This window comes from Rhodococcus sp. NPDC059968 (assembly GCF_042738615.1).
In the GTDB taxonomy this organism is placed as follows: Bacteria; Actinomycetota; Actinomycetes; order Mycobacteriales; family Mycobacteriaceae; genus Rhodococcus_F.
The window spans coordinates 1-14,738 of record NZ_JBHWUE010000045.1; the positions used below are offsets into that span (position 1 = coordinate 1).

The following is a 14,738-nucleotide window of genomic DNA, read 5'->3' on the forward strand; positions in this document are numbered from 1 at the left end:
CCTGCCAATTTGTACAACTCGTCCGGAATCAGCGCGCCCAATCCGGCACCCGACTCGACCACCACGTCGACGCCCTTGGCGATCAACGACGCCACGACCTTCGGCACCAACGCCACCCGACGCTCACCGTCGTCCGACTCCCCAACGACGCCGACCGTCGGGGGCGGCTGTGCCGCGCTCTGCGATGAACCCACTGTGTTAATCCGTTTCCATCGATTCGTTTCTTGCGGCAAGAAACATGTGTTGACCAGGCCGTTCTGCCGATCAGTTCGTTCGTGTTTGCCTTGCTCGCCGGTATGATGATCCGGTAGACAGCAACCTACGGCCCGCCATGGGGTTGCTGACACCTGCAAATAGGGGTGGCGCAAACAAGGCGACTTCGCGTGGGTGTATGTCGTTGTCACAGTAGTGATCTCGACGCGCGGCACTCTTGTGGAGGTTCGACAAAATGTGTTACAGCATCAACGAGGTTCAAGGTCTTCACGCCCTGGGCGCCGCAGTCCGTGACATATCCGGACTATCGGATCCGCGCTTCCTGTTTGCGCGTGTCTGCAGCGCCGCGGCAGAACTGCTGGGTGTCGATGCGACAGCCATCGGACTCGTCGAAGACGGAACTTTCATCCGGATCGCCGATTGTTATGGACTTCCGAGCCGAATCCGCGAGACTATTGTCGAATCATCAAGCACTGAAATGGCGAGCCTTTTGCTGTCCGGTGAGCCGCATCTCATCACCGACGGATCGGTTCGGCCGGTGGTGTCCGAGTTTCAAACGCAGCGAACGTCCGAACGCCCTGACACTGAGCCCGCAAAGTTCTGCACCGGCGGTTTTCTGGACCCCGCACTGCACACCGTCATCTCCCAGCCCGTTCAGTACGGTGGGATGGTGATCGCCGTCCTCTACGCCGGCAATCGCACACCTGATCCGCTTGAGCCTCAGGTGTTTTCCATGCTTGAAGAGTTCACTGCCTTTGCGGCCCCGCTCATCATGACGGCCATTCGAGCAACAAAGCTCGAGCAACTGGCGCGGGACGAGGAACGCCAGCGGATCACCCAGCACCTGCACGATACGTCGCTGCAACTACTCTTCAGCATCTCGATGTCCGCGCGCGCGCTCGGTGAGTCCGGAGCACTGCCGCCCGATGTCTTGGAAACAGTGCAGGCGATCGCGGCGCACGCCATGCAGGCTTCGTTGTGCATGCGCGATACATTCAAGTCCACCCTTCCTCAGGACGGGGATTTGCTTGTTGCCCTGCGCCAGCTCATCGACGCATTCTCGGCTCGGTCGTCCATACCGACGCAGATCACCTATTTCGGCCAGCCACGCAGGGTACCGCCAGAGGTGGATAACGGACTCGTCTGCACACTCCGAGAAGCGCTCCACAATGTGGAGAAACACGCACACGCAAGCAACGTCTCTGTGGGACTGACTTTCACTCCGGAGCTTCTCATCCTTGTCATACAGGATGATGGGATCGGCATCGACGAAGGCATGGCTGTATCGCCGCAGCCCGGCCGTCATCACGGACTCGGTCTGTCCAGCCTTTCGCGGCGCGCAATGAGCCTCGGGGGCGAGTTCAACTGCTCGAGGAACGAAGACGGCGGGACGACCATCCGTGTAATCATTCCGACGTCAAGCTCCCCGGCGGAACTGAGTACCACCTAACCTTCATCTGCAGGTGCTGCAGGGCACAAGATCACGGCACGGTAGTTCGTACAGCTTCGGTCAACCGTTCACTTGGAGATCACGAACATGACGTACGTAATTACTGAAGGTTGTGTCGACATCATGGACCGCCAGTGCATGGACCAATGCCCGGTCGATGCGATCCATGCTGGCACGCGAATGGCTTACATCAATCCTGACGAGTGCATCGATTGCGGGGCATGTTTACCGGTCTGCCCACAAGCGGCAATCTTCCTCGACAACGTTGTTCCAGCAGACGCGGACGACTACATTGCCGTCAATGTCGAGTTCTTCGAACAAGACTGCGACTTCGATGATGAGGGTCCCCACCCCGACCACCCACACGTGGCTCAGCTCCCGCCTCGCGTCGATGCCTGACGATTGAGGATCCCCGGCCGTGACCACCGCAAGAACGAGCGTCCTGATCGTCGACGATCATTCGATCGTCCTCGCCGGCCTGCGAGCGCTCGTCGAATCGAGCACGGACTTCGAAGTCGTCGGAGACTGCACCTCGGCAGCGGACGCCCGTGCACTCGCTCCTCAGTTGGTGCCTGATCTCGCAGTCCTCGATCTACGACTCGGGGATGCCCTCGGCCCGGAGCTTTGCCGCGACGTCATTCAGTCAAGTCCTCGCACCAAGGTGCTCATCCTCACCGGATTCAGTGACATTCGAATACTGCGAGCCTGCATGCAGGAGGGAGCATCGGGCATCCTGCTCAAGGGCGCCGCCGATCTCGATCTCCTCGGCGCAATGCGGGACGTCATCGAAGGAACCATCGTCCTGGATCCCGTTATCCGACAAGAGCTCAACGCCGACGAGGAACTACTCCATGGCGGCGAGGGACGGCTCTACGCGACGCTGCGGCCACGCGAATACAAGGTTCTGCGGTTGATGGCCCAAGGGATGACAACGAAGGAGATCGGAGAGGAACTCGGACTGACTATCAACACGGTCCGAAGCTACGCTCAGGCCCTGATGCAGAAGCTCGATGCGCACAGCCGAGTACAACTAATCGTCAAAGCGAGACAGATGAATCTGATCTAGCACGCAGGCAGGCAGTTGTCCGAAGTTGGGACAGTTCGAATCGGTGCGCTCCAAACGACCATGAGAACTGTCCAAGCGAATCGAGAAGATTGGAGGAGAACGAGCGCCATGAACACGGTGGAACATTCGTTCTTCGGTTGGAACTCACGGCGAGTCGTTCTGGAACGACCCTGCCATGCCACGCCAGAACCGCAGGGGGCAGCGGACGCTCCTGACCTCGGCATCGGCTTGGATGTATCCCTGACGATCGGGGCAAGAAGAGCCCGCTTGATCACCCTCGTGGATCACGATGCCGACGATTACGTGGCGTTAGTCATCGGTGACGTGCCAGGCGGGCATGACGTGCCCGTTCGACCTGTCGAGGAAGAAATGCTGCTGATCGAAGGAAGTCGCAGCGACCTACCTGCAGAGATCCTCATCGCGGTTCCGGCGGCGACCATCGGGCGTGCAGTCAGTGGGCGACGCACCATGGACAGTCAACTGTGCATGGGCGGGCCGGTTCGGGACATCGTGTTATTGACCGGGGCTATTTCCGTGACCTTCGAATGGTGCGACGCCACAACTACTGGCGCCGCGTAGCACGCTTGATCCGGCACGAGATTTCGTGTCGTCGATCGGAAAAGCCGAACGGAATCGAAGGGGCCACCTACCGCGCGGCCGCCAGCATGCTCTCAATACTGGTGAGCTTGGTCCGCGGCCGACCACTCGCTGCCCCAGCAGATCGCTCCGCTTTGTCGATCCGCTGCCAACCCTGAAAGTCGACTGCATTCGGCTGGCGTTCCGCAATCAAATTGTCCAGCTGGTCGCGCTCACGGGGCATCGCAAGGCGTCCACTGATGAAGTCGTCGACCAGCAAGGCCACGGTCTCCGCGGAGCAGTACTTGTTGGTGCCGATCACTCCGGACGGGCCACGCTTGATCCAGCCCGCCACGTACACGCCCCTCAGGGGCATCCCAGTCTCCGGATCCAGGACACGCCCATTCTCGTTAGGAATGACCCCGCGCCGAGCATCAAAGGGAACATCGGCGACCGGGGTCCCGCGGTAACCGATCGACCGCAGAACGAGGCCCGTCTGCAGCATCTCCGTCTCGCCCGACGGCTTGGCGCGAATCGCGCCGGACTCGTCCGTGACCATCGTGTTCCTCGCGAGACGCATGGATTCGACACGGTCGTCACCGAACAGTTCTACCGGCGATACGAGGAATCGCAGCACGATCCGCTTACGTCCAGACTCGAGTGTCCGCGCCGCGAACCTCTCGACCTGCCTGACCTTCAGTCGCGTCGACGGCTCAGCCTCATCACCATCCACGAATGCCCGGCTGGCCGGGTCGAGCGTCGCCTCCCGGGCGTCGACCACGATGTCGACGTCGGCCATCTGACCGAGCGCGAGCAGCTCCGGGTTTGAGTAGGCGGCCTGTGCTGGTCCACGTCGGCCCAGGATCACGACCTCCCGGACCTTGCTCCGCCGCAGCGCGTCGAGAGCGTGCTCGGCCATGTCTGTCTTCGCGAGAATGGCCGGATCCGTCACCAGGATCCGGGCGACATCGAGGGCGACGTTGCCGTTCCCGACGATGACGGCGCGCTCACCGGAGAGATCGAACGTGCGGTCCGCATGGCCGGGATGGCCGTTGTACCAGGCGACGAACTCAGTGGCGGCGTGGCTGCCCCTCAGATCTTCGCCCGGCACGCCCAGCCTGCGGTCGCCCGCAGCGCCGACGGCATAGAGGACGGCGTGATGGTACTCGAGCAGCTCGGCGTGGCTGATATCCCTGCCTACCTCCACGTTGAAATGGCAGTGCACCGAACGCGCACCGATCGCGGCACGGAACAGCTCGGTGACGCGCTTCGTTCCAGGATGATCCGGGGCGACACCGGCACGAACCAGGCCATAAGGCGTGGGCAACCGATCGAAGAGGTCCACCTCGATGCCCGACACGGCCGTCAACTCCCTGGTCGCGTAGCAGGCGGCGGGACCCGACCCGACGATCGCGACGCGCAAGGTACCCAGTTCGGGGCTCAGTGGTGGAAGCTTGACCAACTCCGGCCATCCGCGTCCGATCGGATGTTTGGTGTAGAAGTCGGCATTGATGGCAAGGTACGGCTCGTCGGACTCGCTGATCACGATATCCGGGTAGATCGCGTCAACCGGGCATTCATCGACGCACGCCCCGCAATCTATGCACGTGTCCGGATCGATGTACAGCATCTCCGTAGTGGCGAACGGCTTCTCGTCCGGCGTGGGATGAATGCAATTCACCGGGCAGACAGTCACGCACGACGCATCGTTGCAGCAGGGCTGAGTAATCACATAAGTCACGGTTCACCCCTACCTACCCTGAACAGCGCATAAGTCATCCTAACGCGAGGTCAGACTATAACGCGTTCCAGTTCTACGGGAAAAGGGCTGCGGTCCGCGGGGATTACATCTGGCCGACTGGCTCTCGTCGATCACTCCGGATCCGGCCTTCGCCGGGTCGAGTCGCCACGCGGCGGGGTCGTCGCGGCCGGCGAAATGGTCGTGGAGGAAATGGCCGCGGTATCCGTGGATCCGGCCGAGGCGGCAGGCGTCGACGAATTGCCTTCGCCCAAGGGGGACCGTGGCTCGCTGAAATTCAGCTGGAACCGGCCCGGCGACCTCCGCCTCTACGGCGCCAGTGGACTTCCAGGCACTGGCGGGTACAAGGCAATTCCGCTCGGCCCCAGCCACCCGGCCGCGGCCCCCTACCTGCCCGTCGCCGACCTCGGAATGGGCTACGGACAGGAATCCGAGATCCATGGGTTGCCGGTGGTGTGTTCCTCCGCCGAGGGGCGATCGGTCGGCTTACCGTGATCGCATGGGGTCCGCGAACGCCGTGGTGAGCACCCTCGGCACGGTCATCGCGGGCTGACCGGACAGCACGGCCGGCGGCCCGCGCCCGCCCCGGGGTGCGGGTGCCTGTTCGTGCGGGGTCGGCGCCGGAGGGTCCGGGGCCAGGGCGCGGGCGCCGGAGGTCCTGGCCCGTGCCAATCAACGTCGCTTCCGATGTGCGGCAACGGGACTGGGGTTGATCGACCGCACATCACAGCGGTGGTATCACGGGAGGTTCGACGAGGTTCGGGTCGAGCATCGTTTGCTCCCGGACGGGGACCCGATCAGTCCTTGTCTGACCCGAAAATAGGATGATGAGTGGGCAGACCGAAGGCACCCGGGCGGAGCCGGGTTATGTTGTTCTGCCGCTTTAAGTTTGGGGTCAGGCGGCGGTGTCGGTGATGACGGCTTTGCCGTCGCGGATGGCGATGTGCTGGCCGGTGAGTGCCTGGAGCTGGGTGGCGAGGTCGCGGGCGCGGCGGTGTTTGTTGATCCGGGATTCGTAGTATCCGGGCCCGAGGTCGCAGAATTCGGCGTCTGGGTCCGAGAGCAGGTGGTAGACGACGGTGAGTACCGAGTTGCCGGTGGCGACGATCGCCTTCTGCTTGCCGCGGCGTCGCGCGAGGCGCCGATAGCGGGTGCCCAGGAAGGTGTCGGCGCGGGAGTTGGCGAACGCGATGCGGCCGAGAGTGCCAGCCAGCCATGGGTTGCCCTTGCCGCGGCCCTTGCTCATGGACTTGCCGGCGGACTGGTGGGTCTGCGGGCAGAACTTCGCCCACGACACCAGATGCGCGGCGGATGGGAATCGGGTCATGTCGACCCCGGTCTCGGCGATCAACTCGGCGGCGGCAACGGTGTTCACGCCGACGATGTCAGCGAGGCGGGTCGCCTGTCGGGAGAAAGGGCTGATCGCGTCCTCGATCAGCGCGTCGAGTGCGGTGATCTGGGCGCCGATCCGGTCGCTGTTGTCGAGCATCATCTTCAGAATCGTCGCGTGGTGGTCGGTGAAGAATCCGCGCAGCGCCTCTTCGAGCTGGTCGGTCTTCTTCCGTGCACCGCTCTTGGCCAGCCGGGCCAGGGTCCGCGGATCGCGTTCTCCGGCGATGAGGGCGTGCATCATCGCCCGTCCGGATACGCCGTGCAGGTCCGAGAGCACCGACGAGATCTTGATCTGGGCATCCTCGAGCAGTTTCTCGACCCGTTGCTGCTCGCGGGTGCGGTCCTGCACCAGGGCGCGGCGGTAGCGGGTGAGGTCGCGCAGCCGGCGGATCTCCGGCGGCTGCACCAGCGACGGCCGGCACATGCCACGCTCGACCACCTTCGCCAGCCAGACCGCGTCGGCCCGATCGGTCTTTGCCCTGCCGGGCACGTTCTTCACCTCGCGGGCGTTGACCAGCCAGCAGTCGAAGCCCTCGGCTTCGAGAAGGTAGTACACGCCCTTCCAGTAGGTGCTGGTGGATTCCATCACCACCCGCTGCACGTGCCAGTGCCGCAACCAGGCCGCCATCGCCAGCAGCTGTGCGGTGGTCGTGCCGTAATCGCGCAGCTCCTGCATTCGCCTACCGGGCCGCTGTGGGTGCGGCACCCGCACACACGCCTCGAGAACGGCTTTGCCGAGATCCAGCGCCGCGACCCGCTCCACTAACAGTTCGACATCGTCGACCTCATCCATGACGAAATTCCTTCCCACCGAACCGATTGCATGAACGCGGTCGCCCGCAGGAACCGAACAGGGAAAGGTAAGAGTCGGACCCTCGTGCTCGTGGCAACAATGCGCAGCCCCACTATCGGCTCCCCGGATCAAACTGTTATTCGGGCTCACCGGCGCCAAGAAAAGATCGACCTCGGCGAGCGACCGCACCCGATTTTCCCGCATGCGCGGGCGTCCCCGGAAGGGACCACACAACTGTTATGTGGGGTGGCTACCGTGGGGTTTGTGGCAACAGGTAGTGCGGGGCGTGCGCACAAGATGACGCCCAGCCCGGAGGTGGGGCTCGACTTCGCTCGGGAATGGGTCGAGTTCCTCGATCCCGACAACTCCGAGCACCTCATCGCCGCGGACATGACGTCTCTTCTCTCGCACTGGACCTGCGTGTTCGGCACCCCGGCCTGCCAGGGCATCATCGCGGGCCGACCCGACGACGGCTGCTGCTCGCACGGCGCGTTCTTCTCCGACGAGGAGGATGTCGAGAGGTTGCACGAGTCGGTGAAGCTGCTCAGACCTGAGGACTGGCAGTTCATGAAGCAGGGTCTCGGGAAGAGGGGGTACATCGAGGAGGACGAGCTCGAGGACGAGCCGGCGCTGCGTACCCGCCGCTACCAGGGCGCGTGCATCTTCCTCAACCGTCCCGGATTCGAGGGTGGCATCGGGTGTGCGCTGCATTCGATGGCGCTCGAGCGCGGCATCGAGCCGCTCGAGGTGAAGCCGGACGTGTGCTGGCAGCTGCCGATCCGGCGCACCCAGGAATGGGTGGAGCGACCCGACGGTGAGCAGGTCCTGAAGACGACGATCACCGAGTACGACCGCCGCGGGTGGGGTGAGGGCGGATCGGACCTGGACTGGTACTGCTCCGGCTCGCCGGACGCGCACGTCGGCGCCAAGGCGGTGTGGCAGTCGTATGCGCCGGAGCTCACCGAGTTGCTCGGTGAGGCCGCTTATCGCGAGCTGGCGCGGCTGTGCAAGCGACGCCAAGGCCTCGGCCTGATTGCCGTGCACCCGGCGACCGCGGTCGCCGAGGAGAATTCCCGGTTACGGAGCGGCGGTCCCTGAGGATGTCGATCCCGGTCACATCGTTATGCGCGTCTACGACAGGGTCGACGTACCGGCGGAAACTGTCGGCGTCGCATCACCGGTGTGCTCCGGCGGCGCGGGGACTCGGTGCCGGGGCCGGCGGTGGTCACATCCAGGGCATGTCGGGGTCGAGGGGATGGGAGATCACGCCGTCGTCGGGTTCGAGGGGGTAGTTCGCGGCGTGGTACGGGGCGCTGGAGGACCCGAAGAGGTCGACGCCTCCCGGTTGGGTGAGTGTGGTGCCCGGCTCGGTGAGGGTGGTGCCCGGCTCGTAGAGTTCGACCTGCTCGGGCACGTCCTCGTCGGGGGCATCGCAGGCGACCATGGGCCACGCGTTGGCGCATCCGATGCGGTCGCGCACCTGGACGGTGTACGGGACCTGCGGGGCGGCGCCGTCGGTGGGTGCTGCTGCGGCGGTGGCACTCTGGGCGAGCACGGCACCGAAGCCGAGGGCGACGCCGACGGCTGCTGCGGCTGCGGTGCGGGTGGTGATCGAGGACATTCTGTGGCTCCTGAAGTTCGGGGTTGGTGTTCTCGGACGACCACTAGTTTTCGCCGGAAGCGGGCGTTCGATAACACCCCGGAGGGGGTGATCGGTGACCCGCAAGGGGGGCGGGAAAGTACCCCTGGGTGGCGGCTCCGCGGATACCGCACGACCTCATTTTCCGCTAGACAGGCGGAGAGGCCGCTCAGGCCGTCGAGCTCGGTGATCACTGACAGCGGGTGCGACGCACGATCGCCGGCACCCCGCTGACCTGGGACGATGGCACGAGTCGGCGCTCCGTGTGTGCTGCCGCGCACCCGGGCTGTGCAGGTGCAGGTGCGTCTCCGATCCGGAGCCGCAGTGACGCGCTCGTTTCAGGGTGGGCCGAATGCGCGCGGTTGGTGCTGCTCGCCGGTGGGTTAACAGTGAGGTAGTCTGTTAGTAACTGTTAGGAGGTGTTGGTGGTGGGCACGATCGATGACCGTTACCTCGCCGGCGATGTCGATTTCGAGGCCGCGGTGGGGGAGGCCCTCGGTACCCCGGTCTCGCGGGAGGCGATGCTGCCGTTGCTGCATGCGCTGCGCCGCGGAGCGCACCCGAGCGCCCAGCTCAGCGACCACGATGCCGCCTTGTACGACGCGGCGGGGTTCACCGAGGACCCTCTCGCTCCGGCTGCTGCTGCCGCCGAGCGGGAGCAACGCATGCGTGAGCTCACCGCCACCGCCAGGACGGTCGAGGAGGCGGCCCGCCTGCTCGGGGTGTCGACCTCCCGGATCCGCCAGCGCGCCGGGGCGGGCAGTGTGTGGGCGATCAAGGTCGGCAACAAACTGCTGCTGCCGGCGGTGCAGTTCACCGGTGAGGCGATGGTGCCGAACCTCGACCGCCTCCTGACGATGCTGCCGGATGGTTTGCATCCCCTTGCGCTCGAGCGGGCCCTGACCGACCCGAGGGCCGATCTGATGCTGGACGGAGGCCCGGTGTCGGTCATCGGCTGGCTCACCAGTGGCGGCGACGTCGAGTCCGCACAGGAGATCATCACCCAAATCGAATGGGAGGCAGCGTAAGTGGCGCGGATGCTCCCGCACCCTCCGACCGTCGACGAACTTTCCCACCACGGCATCCGCGACAACGAATACGCCCCGATCCCCACCACCGGGATGCTCTGGCGGGTGCACCGCACCACCAGCAGCCACGCGCTCGCCTGGAACGAGCTCCGCACGTATGGGCCGGTGCTGCGGTTCGACCCGCACCCACACCCGAGCGGTGACCACCCGCGGCACGGGGTCTGGTACGGGGCCACCGATGTGCACGGCGCACTCGCGGAAGCATTCCAGGCCACCCGCACGATCGACCGGGTGGAGGAGGCGCCGTATCTGACCGGGCTGCATCCGGCCCGGGATCTGCGGCTGCTCGACGTCGGCGGGTTCGGGGCCGGCCGCTGGCCGACCCGGGTCGGTGGCACCTTCGCCCTCGATTCCGCCGGACACGGCATCACCCAGCGGTGGGCCCGCACCATTGCGGCCGCGCATCCCGGGCTCGATGGGCTGCTGTACCGGGGTCGGTTTTCCGGCGGCCGGTGTGCCGCGCTGTTCCCCCCGGCCGCCGACTCGTTCCCGGTCCGGCCGGCGACGTCGAACCCGCTCGCGCATCCCGGTCTGCAACGCCGTCTCGCCGCGGCCGCGGAGGCGCTCGGCTACAGCCTCGTCTGAGGTGGGCTGCACGGATTGCTCGACCTCGACACCGTGATCGCGCCGTACGCGAGCGGCCCGGCCTGCCGGCTGGGTCAGGCCGTCGTGGGAATGGTGATCTCGGCTCTGCCGTCGATGGCCGATAGTAGGTAATGCGGGCAGGTGAGCACCTGCCGAGGCAGGGGAATCGCCCGGCGGTCGGTGTCGAGGTAGAGGCCGTATGCGAGCTGCCCGCTTCGATGGCTGCCGGTGCCTGGGTCGACGGCGCCGAGGAAATACCCGTGCACGGAGTCGACGGTCGAGAAGATCGCCCGCGCCCACTCGGCGGGCTCCGCCGGCCGCAGATACCGCGGCACGCCCGTCTGGACGGGGTGCACGATGACCGTGACGGCGAACCCGGCTGCCGCGGGGAACCACTCCTCGGCCGCAACGTCGAACGGTGCGATGGAGGTGTGGATCTGCAGCTCGATGTCCGTTCCGGTGCGCGCCGCCGCTGTGATGATGTGGGGATCCGTCGAGACTTCACCAGCGGCCAAGTTTGGCAGCGCCTTGTCGGCGTCGGCGCGGATGCTGCCGGGATCAGCGGACATGGGGCAAGCGTACGGGCCGCCGATACGCGGCCGGCGGGGTGACGGCGATAGTCCGACCGACGACCGATCCGGCAATGGGGTTTTGACATGCAGTGATGACAGGTCCCCTAACGTGAAGGGCTGGGCCGGTGAATGTGGGTGCCAGCGTCAAGGTGCATGCCGGCGCCGCCGCGGAGTTCGTCATCGTGAGCATCGACGGCGAGGACGCGATGATTGAGTCGGTGTGCGACGACGTCCCCGGTCGGTTCCCCTTCCATGCTCGCCTTGAGCGGTTGGTTGCGATCGAGTCCTGACCCGGAAAGAAAGCCGTCTGAACAGCGGGGATGACACGTCCCCCTTCCAATGGATGAGCGCGCCGCCCCCGGCGGATGGGCGGACGCGGCTAATCCGGCTACCGCGAGCGGTGCGGTGAACGGAAATCGGTGTGGGCGGCCGGGGTGTCCCGCTGACAGAACGAGGTGTCGACGGTGACGACTCGGCAGTGCTCGACCAGGGCTTGTGGGAGGTCCGCCGCCTTCGCGGGTCATCTCGCAGATCTTGAACAGGTTGTACGGCGGGGCGGTGGCCGGGGCGACGAGCAATGTTGTTCCGCAGCCTGCCGGGCTTCGGTGCTGCGTCTCGGGACTTGCCTAGCGCTGCTGTTCGGTGCTGAGACCGTCGAGTATGAGTCCGAGCATGGGTTGGGACCGGTCGGATGCGGCGCGCCATAAGGCGCCAGTGAGCTGGAGGAAGTCGCCGGGGTCGGCATCCGCGCGGATGGTGCCGTCGCGTTTGCCGGCATCGAGGAGCTGTGTGATGGCGGCGATGACAGGGCCGTAGGTCTGTTCGGTGATCGTTTGATGCGCGCTGGGACTGAGGGCATCGCCGAGGCCGTGCTTCTTTCGCATGGCGGCAACCAAGTCGGTGGTCCAGCACCGGAGTGCCTCCAGTGGCGGAAGTGTGGCCAGTAGTCCCGCCACGGTGTCGATGATCTGTTCGACCTCCCGCTGGTAGACGGATAGCACGAGCGCCTCGCGGGTGGGGAAGTTGCGATACAGGGTGCCGGCGCCCACGCCAGAACGTTGAGCGACTTGGTTCATCGAGGTCTCGCCGTCCTCGGCGAAGGCTTGGCGGGCAGCCTCCAGGATGCGAGCCCGATTTTCGCGGGCGTCTGAACGAACCATGGTCCCCATCCTTGCTATCCGGAGAGCTCTCCACTACCTTATGTGGAGAGCTCTCCACTTACCCTATAGGAGCACCATGCAGTACATCAAACTCGGCACTACCGGCCTGGAAGTATCCCCTATCGCAATCGGCGCGATGACCTACGGCGAACCAGACCGCGGCCACCCGGTCTGGTCGCTCGGCGAGGAGGACGCTCGGCCGCTCATCAAGCACGCACTGGAAGCCGGCATCAACTTCTTCGACACCGCCAACATGTACTCGAACGGATCCAGCGAGGAGATCCTGGGTAGCGCACTTCGCGACTTCACGAACCGCGACGACGTAGTGATCGCCACGAAGTTGCGCCACCCGATGCGCTCGGGTCCGAACGGCCGAGGCCTGTCGCGCAAGGCGATCATGACCGAGGTCAACCACTCGCTCGAACGGCTCGGAACCGACTACATCGACCTCTACCAGGTGCACCGCAACGACCACTCGACCCCGCTCGAGGAGACTCTGGAAGCCCTCAGCGACCTCGTGAAGGCAGGCAAGGTGCGCTACCTCGGTGCCTCGTCGATGTTCGCCTGGGAGTTCGCGAAGGCTCTGCATCTGCAGAAGCAGCATGGCTGGGCGCGATTCGTCTCGATGCAGGACCACTACAACCTGCTCGCCCGCGAGGAGGAGCGGGAGATGATCCCTCTGTGCCTGGACGAGGGCGTGGGCACCATTATCTGGAGCCCTCTCGCCCGCGGCCGCCTCGCCCGCGGCTGGGACGACGCGAAGGCGACCACCCGCTCGGAGACGGACGGCGCGTACGCCGACATGCTCTACTCTCCTGCGCAGGAGGCATCGAACCACGCGATCATCGACGCGGTCGGACAGGTCGCCGCCGACCACGGTGTGAGCCGCGCGGCAATCGCCCTGGCGTGGCTGCACCGTCAGCCTGTCGTGACGGCTCCGTTGGTCGGGGCCGGCTCGATCAAGCAGATCGACGACGCCATCGCATCGCTGGACGTCGAGCTCGCCGACGACGAGGTGCGCGCCCTCACGGCGCCATACACGCCGCGGTACGACTGGCAGGGCGTGTCCGACGAGGCCACGATGGAAACGATCCGGGCGCGCGTCCCGGGAATGGTGCTCCGGTAACCTCGATCGTCCGCTCCGGCGTGGAAGCCCGCGCCGGAGCGCCGCCTTCAACTCGGCCCGTTGGTCTCATCGGTCACTGAGTTCATCACAGCCGCGGCGCGGCCGGACTCCGGGTACCCGCCCCTAGACACCCGGCTGCCTCGGTCTGGACGGACCGAGGTAGGTGGCCTTCGGGCTATCCATGACCGCGCCCAGCGGAGAGTGGCCGACCCCGCAAGGGCGTCCGCCCCGCTCGTGATCGTCGTCCTCGCCACCATTTCCGGCATCGGAGTCTCACCCGTGGGCTCTTCCAGCGATCGTTTGATGGTCACAGATCGGCTGCACCGGGACCACAGCCCGCGGTGGAGCGATGGCTTCGATCCCTCCTTCGTGCTGCGAGGCCGGACTACTCTGAAACTGAGCGGTCAGAACTTGAGCATCAGGTGGCTTAGAGGACCGATTGGTATCGATTGCGGAACCGTGTGAGGTCGAGGTGGATGGTTGACTTCGATCCCCTCACAACACAGCAGGACGTCGCCCGCGCGATCGCCAGCGAGCTTGTTGCGACGGGGTTCGAAGACGTCCGGGAGATCGGCCGTGGCGGGTTCGGTGTTGTATTCCGCTGTCGGCAGCCCTCACTAGACCGTACTGTCGCGGTCAAGGTACTGACCGCCGACGTCGACTCGGAGAACTTGGCACGCTTCTTCCGCGAGCAACACGCCATGGGCCGTGTGTCAGGTCATCCGCAGATTGTGACTGTCCACGACGTCGGCAGGACGGCCAGTGGTCGCCCATTCATCGTCATGCAATACCACTCACGCGGATCCCTCGAAGCTGAGATCCGTAGGAACGGTCCGCTTCCTTGGGCTGAAGCGCTTCGATTGGGCGTCAAGTTGGCGGGTGCGTTGGAGACTGTGCATCAGATGGGTGTGCTTCACCGGGATGTGAAGCCTGGGAACATCCTGATCACTGATTATGGGGAACCGCAACTGACCGACTTCGGCATCGCCCGCGTCGGTGGGGCGTTTGAGACACTCAAGGGAACAGTCACCGGATCGCCCGCGTTCACCGCGCCGGAGGTGCTTCAGGGGGAGGCTCCATCGATCTCCTCCGATATCTACGGTCTCGGCGCCACATTGTTCTGCGCCGTCACCGGGCACGCGGCCTTCGAGCGCCTCAGCGGTGAGCAGGTGATGGCACAATTCCTGCGGATCACGACGGAACCGGCCCCTGAACTGACCGGTCGGAACCTCCCCGCGGACCTCCGCCTGACGATTGAACGGGCGATGACGCGAACCGTTGCCGATCGCCCGGCATCTGCGGAAGAGTTGGGAAACCTC

General features: G+C 65.1%; 15 protein-coding genes and 2 pseudogenes. 11 read left to right on the forward strand and 6 right to left on the reverse strand.

The genetic code is table 11. The features are described 5' to 3' along the window. Positions 1-194 (reverse strand): annotated as a pseudogene (locus ACFWAY_RS29970) (NAD(P)(+) transhydrogenase (Re/Si-specific) subunit alpha); the annotation flags it as partial. Between the two features lie 254 nt (positions 195-448). On the opposite strand from ACFWAY_RS29970, the gene ACFWAY_RS29975 reads away from it, so the two are divergent. From ACFWAY_RS29975 to ACFWAY_RS29990, 4 genes are all read left to right on the forward strand, one after another. After that, complete coding sequence (locus tag ACFWAY_RS29975; RefSeq protein WP_378513105.1) at positions 449-1,663, forward strand: GAF domain-containing sensor histidine kinase; 1,215 nt, start codon at positions 449-451, stop codon at positions 1,661-1,663. Between the two features lie 87 nt (positions 1,664-1,750). Beyond that, a complete protein-coding gene (locus tag ACFWAY_RS29980; protein ID WP_378513106.1) occupies positions 1,751-2,062 on the forward strand; it encodes an indolepyruvate ferredoxin oxidoreductase subunit alpha in 312 nt (103 codons plus the stop codon). Positions 2,063-2,081: 19 nt separating this feature from the next. Then, complete coding sequence (locus tag ACFWAY_RS29985; protein ID WP_378513107.1) at positions 2,082-2,729, forward strand: response regulator transcription factor; 648 nt, start codon at positions 2,082-2,084, stop codon at positions 2,727-2,729. A 108-nt stretch (positions 2,730-2,837) separates the two neighbouring features. Then, entirely contained in the window at positions 2,838-3,308 is a 471-nt protein-coding gene (locus ACFWAY_RS29990) for a hypothetical protein (protein WP_378513108.1), read from the forward strand. 67 nt (positions 3,309-3,375) lie between these two features. Here the strand turns inward: ACFWAY_RS29990 and ACFWAY_RS29995 are convergent, their stop codons facing one another. Further along, positions 3,376-5,046, reverse strand: coding sequence for a 4Fe-4S binding protein (locus tag ACFWAY_RS29995; protein ID WP_378513109.1), 1,671 nt, complete (start codon positions 5,044-5,046; stop codon positions 3,376-3,378). Positions 5,047-5,256: 210 nt separating this feature from the next. Here ACFWAY_RS29995 and ACFWAY_RS30000 point away from each other — a divergent pair, with 210 nt between their 5' ends. Continuing rightward, positions 5,257-5,559 carry a hypothetical protein gene (locus ACFWAY_RS30000; RefSeq protein ID WP_378513110.1) on the forward strand — a complete coding sequence of 101 codons (303 nt, stop codon included), beginning with the start codon at positions 5,257-5,259 and terminating at the stop codon, positions 5,557-5,559. A gap of 400 nt (positions 5,560-5,959) precedes the next feature. Here ACFWAY_RS30000 and ACFWAY_RS30005 read toward each other — a convergent pair whose 3' ends face one another. Next, a complete protein-coding gene (locus ACFWAY_RS30005; protein WP_378513111.1) occupies positions 5,960-7,249 on the reverse strand; it encodes an IS110 family transposase in 1,290 nt (429 codons plus the stop codon). Between the two features lie 297 nt (positions 7,250-7,546). Between ACFWAY_RS30005 and ACFWAY_RS30010 the strand changes: the two genes are divergently transcribed. After that, positions 7,547-8,347: a hypothetical protein gene (locus ACFWAY_RS30010; RefSeq protein ID WP_378513181.1), complete on the forward strand. Its 801-nt coding sequence runs from the start codon at positions 7,547-7,549 to the stop codon at positions 8,345-8,347. A 127-nt stretch (positions 8,348-8,474) separates the two neighbouring features. Here ACFWAY_RS30010 and ACFWAY_RS30015 read toward each other — a convergent pair whose 3' ends face one another. After that, a complete protein-coding gene (locus tag ACFWAY_RS30015; protein WP_378513112.1) occupies positions 8,475-8,870 on the reverse strand; it encodes a hypothetical protein in 396 nt (131 codons plus the stop codon). 446 nt (positions 8,871-9,316) lie between these two features. On the opposite strand from ACFWAY_RS30015, the gene ACFWAY_RS30020 reads away from it, so the two are divergent. Together ACFWAY_RS30020 and ACFWAY_RS30025 are read left to right on the forward strand one after the other, a co-directional pair. After that, entirely contained in the window at positions 9,317-9,916 is a 600-nt protein-coding gene (locus ACFWAY_RS30020; protein WP_378513113.1) for a DNA-binding protein, read from the forward strand. A 9-nt stretch (positions 9,917-9,925) separates the two neighbouring features. Continuing rightward, positions 9,926-10,561: an RES family NAD+ phosphorylase gene (locus tag ACFWAY_RS30025; protein ID WP_378513114.1), complete on the forward strand. Its 636-nt coding sequence runs from the start codon at positions 9,926-9,928 to the stop codon at positions 10,559-10,561. Between the two features lie 74 nt (positions 10,562-10,635). On the opposite strand, the gene ACFWAY_RS30030 is transcribed toward ACFWAY_RS30025, so the two are convergent. Next, on the reverse strand, positions 10,636-11,130 hold the full coding sequence (locus ACFWAY_RS30030; RefSeq protein WP_378513115.1) for an N-formylglutamate amidohydrolase: 495 nt from the start codon (positions 11,128-11,130) through the stop codon (positions 10,636-10,638). A gap of 128 nt (positions 11,131-11,258) precedes the next feature. Between ACFWAY_RS30030 and ACFWAY_RS30035 the strand changes: the two genes are divergently transcribed. Then, entirely contained in the window at positions 11,259-11,423 is a 165-nt protein-coding gene (locus tag ACFWAY_RS30035; RefSeq protein WP_378513116.1) for a hypothetical protein, read from the forward strand. Positions 11,424-11,759: 336 nt separating this feature from the next. Here the strand turns inward: ACFWAY_RS30035 and ACFWAY_RS30040 are convergent, their stop codons facing one another. Next, positions 11,760-12,293 (reverse strand): TetR/AcrR family transcriptional regulator, encoded by a 534-nt coding sequence (locus ACFWAY_RS30040; RefSeq protein WP_378513117.1) that lies wholly within the window; start codon positions 12,291-12,293, stop codon positions 11,760-11,762. A 76-nt stretch (positions 12,294-12,369) separates the two neighbouring features. Here ACFWAY_RS30040 and ACFWAY_RS30045 point away from each other — a divergent pair, with 76 nt between their 5' ends. Further along, positions 12,370-13,419, forward strand: a complete 1,050-nt coding sequence (locus tag ACFWAY_RS30045) for an aldo/keto reductase (RefSeq protein ID WP_378513118.1) — start codon at positions 12,370-12,372, stop codon at positions 13,417-13,419. 476 nt (positions 13,420-13,895) lie between these two features. Beyond that, positions 13,896-14,654, forward strand: a pseudogene (locus tag ACFWAY_RS30050) (serine/threonine-protein kinase); the annotation flags it as partial. Between the last annotated feature and the right edge of the window lie 84 nt (positions 14,655-14,738).

What these genes read in the sequence shown, in the direction of transcription:
- ACFWAY_RS29980 (WP_378513106.1), top strand. Translation starts at nt 1,751, where the DNA reads ATGACGTACGTAATTACTGAAGGTTGTGTCGACATCATGGACCGCCAG.
- ACFWAY_RS30015 (WP_378513112.1), bottom strand. Translation starts at nt 8,870, where the DNA reads ATGTCCTCGATCACCACCCGCACCGCAGCCGCAGCAGCCGTCGGCGTC.
- ACFWAY_RS30010 (WP_378513181.1), top strand. Translation starts at nt 7,547, where the DNA reads ATGACGCCCAGCCCGGAGGTGGGGCTCGACTTCGCTCGGGAATGGGTC.
- ACFWAY_RS29990 (WP_378513108.1), top strand. Translation starts at nt 2,838, where the DNA reads ATGAACACGGTGGAACATTCGTTCTTCGGTTGGAACTCACGGCGAGTC.
- ACFWAY_RS29975 (WP_378513105.1), top strand. Translation starts at nt 449, where the DNA reads ATGTGTTACAGCATCAACGAGGTTCAAGGTCTTCACGCCCTGGGCGCC.
- ACFWAY_RS30025 (WP_378513114.1), top strand. Translation starts at nt 9,926, where the DNA reads ATGCTCCCGCACCCTCCGACCGTCGACGAACTTTCCCACCACGGCATC.
- ACFWAY_RS30000 (WP_378513110.1), top strand. Translation starts at nt 5,257, where the DNA reads ATGGCCGCGGTATCCGTGGATCCGGCCGAGGCGGCAGGCGTCGACGAA.
- ACFWAY_RS30030 (WP_378513115.1), bottom strand. Translation starts at nt 11,130, where the DNA reads ATGTCCGCTGATCCCGGCAGCATCCGCGCCGACGCCGACAAGGCGCTG.
- ACFWAY_RS30040 (WP_378513117.1), bottom strand. Translation starts at nt 12,293, where the DNA reads ATGGTTCGTTCAGACGCCCGCGAAAATCGGGCTCGCATCCTGGAGGCT.
- ACFWAY_RS30045 (WP_378513118.1), top strand. Translation starts at nt 12,370, where the DNA reads ATGCAGTACATCAAACTCGGCACTACCGGCCTGGAAGTATCCCCTATC.
- ACFWAY_RS30005 (WP_378513111.1), bottom strand. Translation starts at nt 7,249, where the DNA reads ATGGATGAGGTCGACGATGTCGAACTGTTAGTGGAGCGGGTCGCGGCG.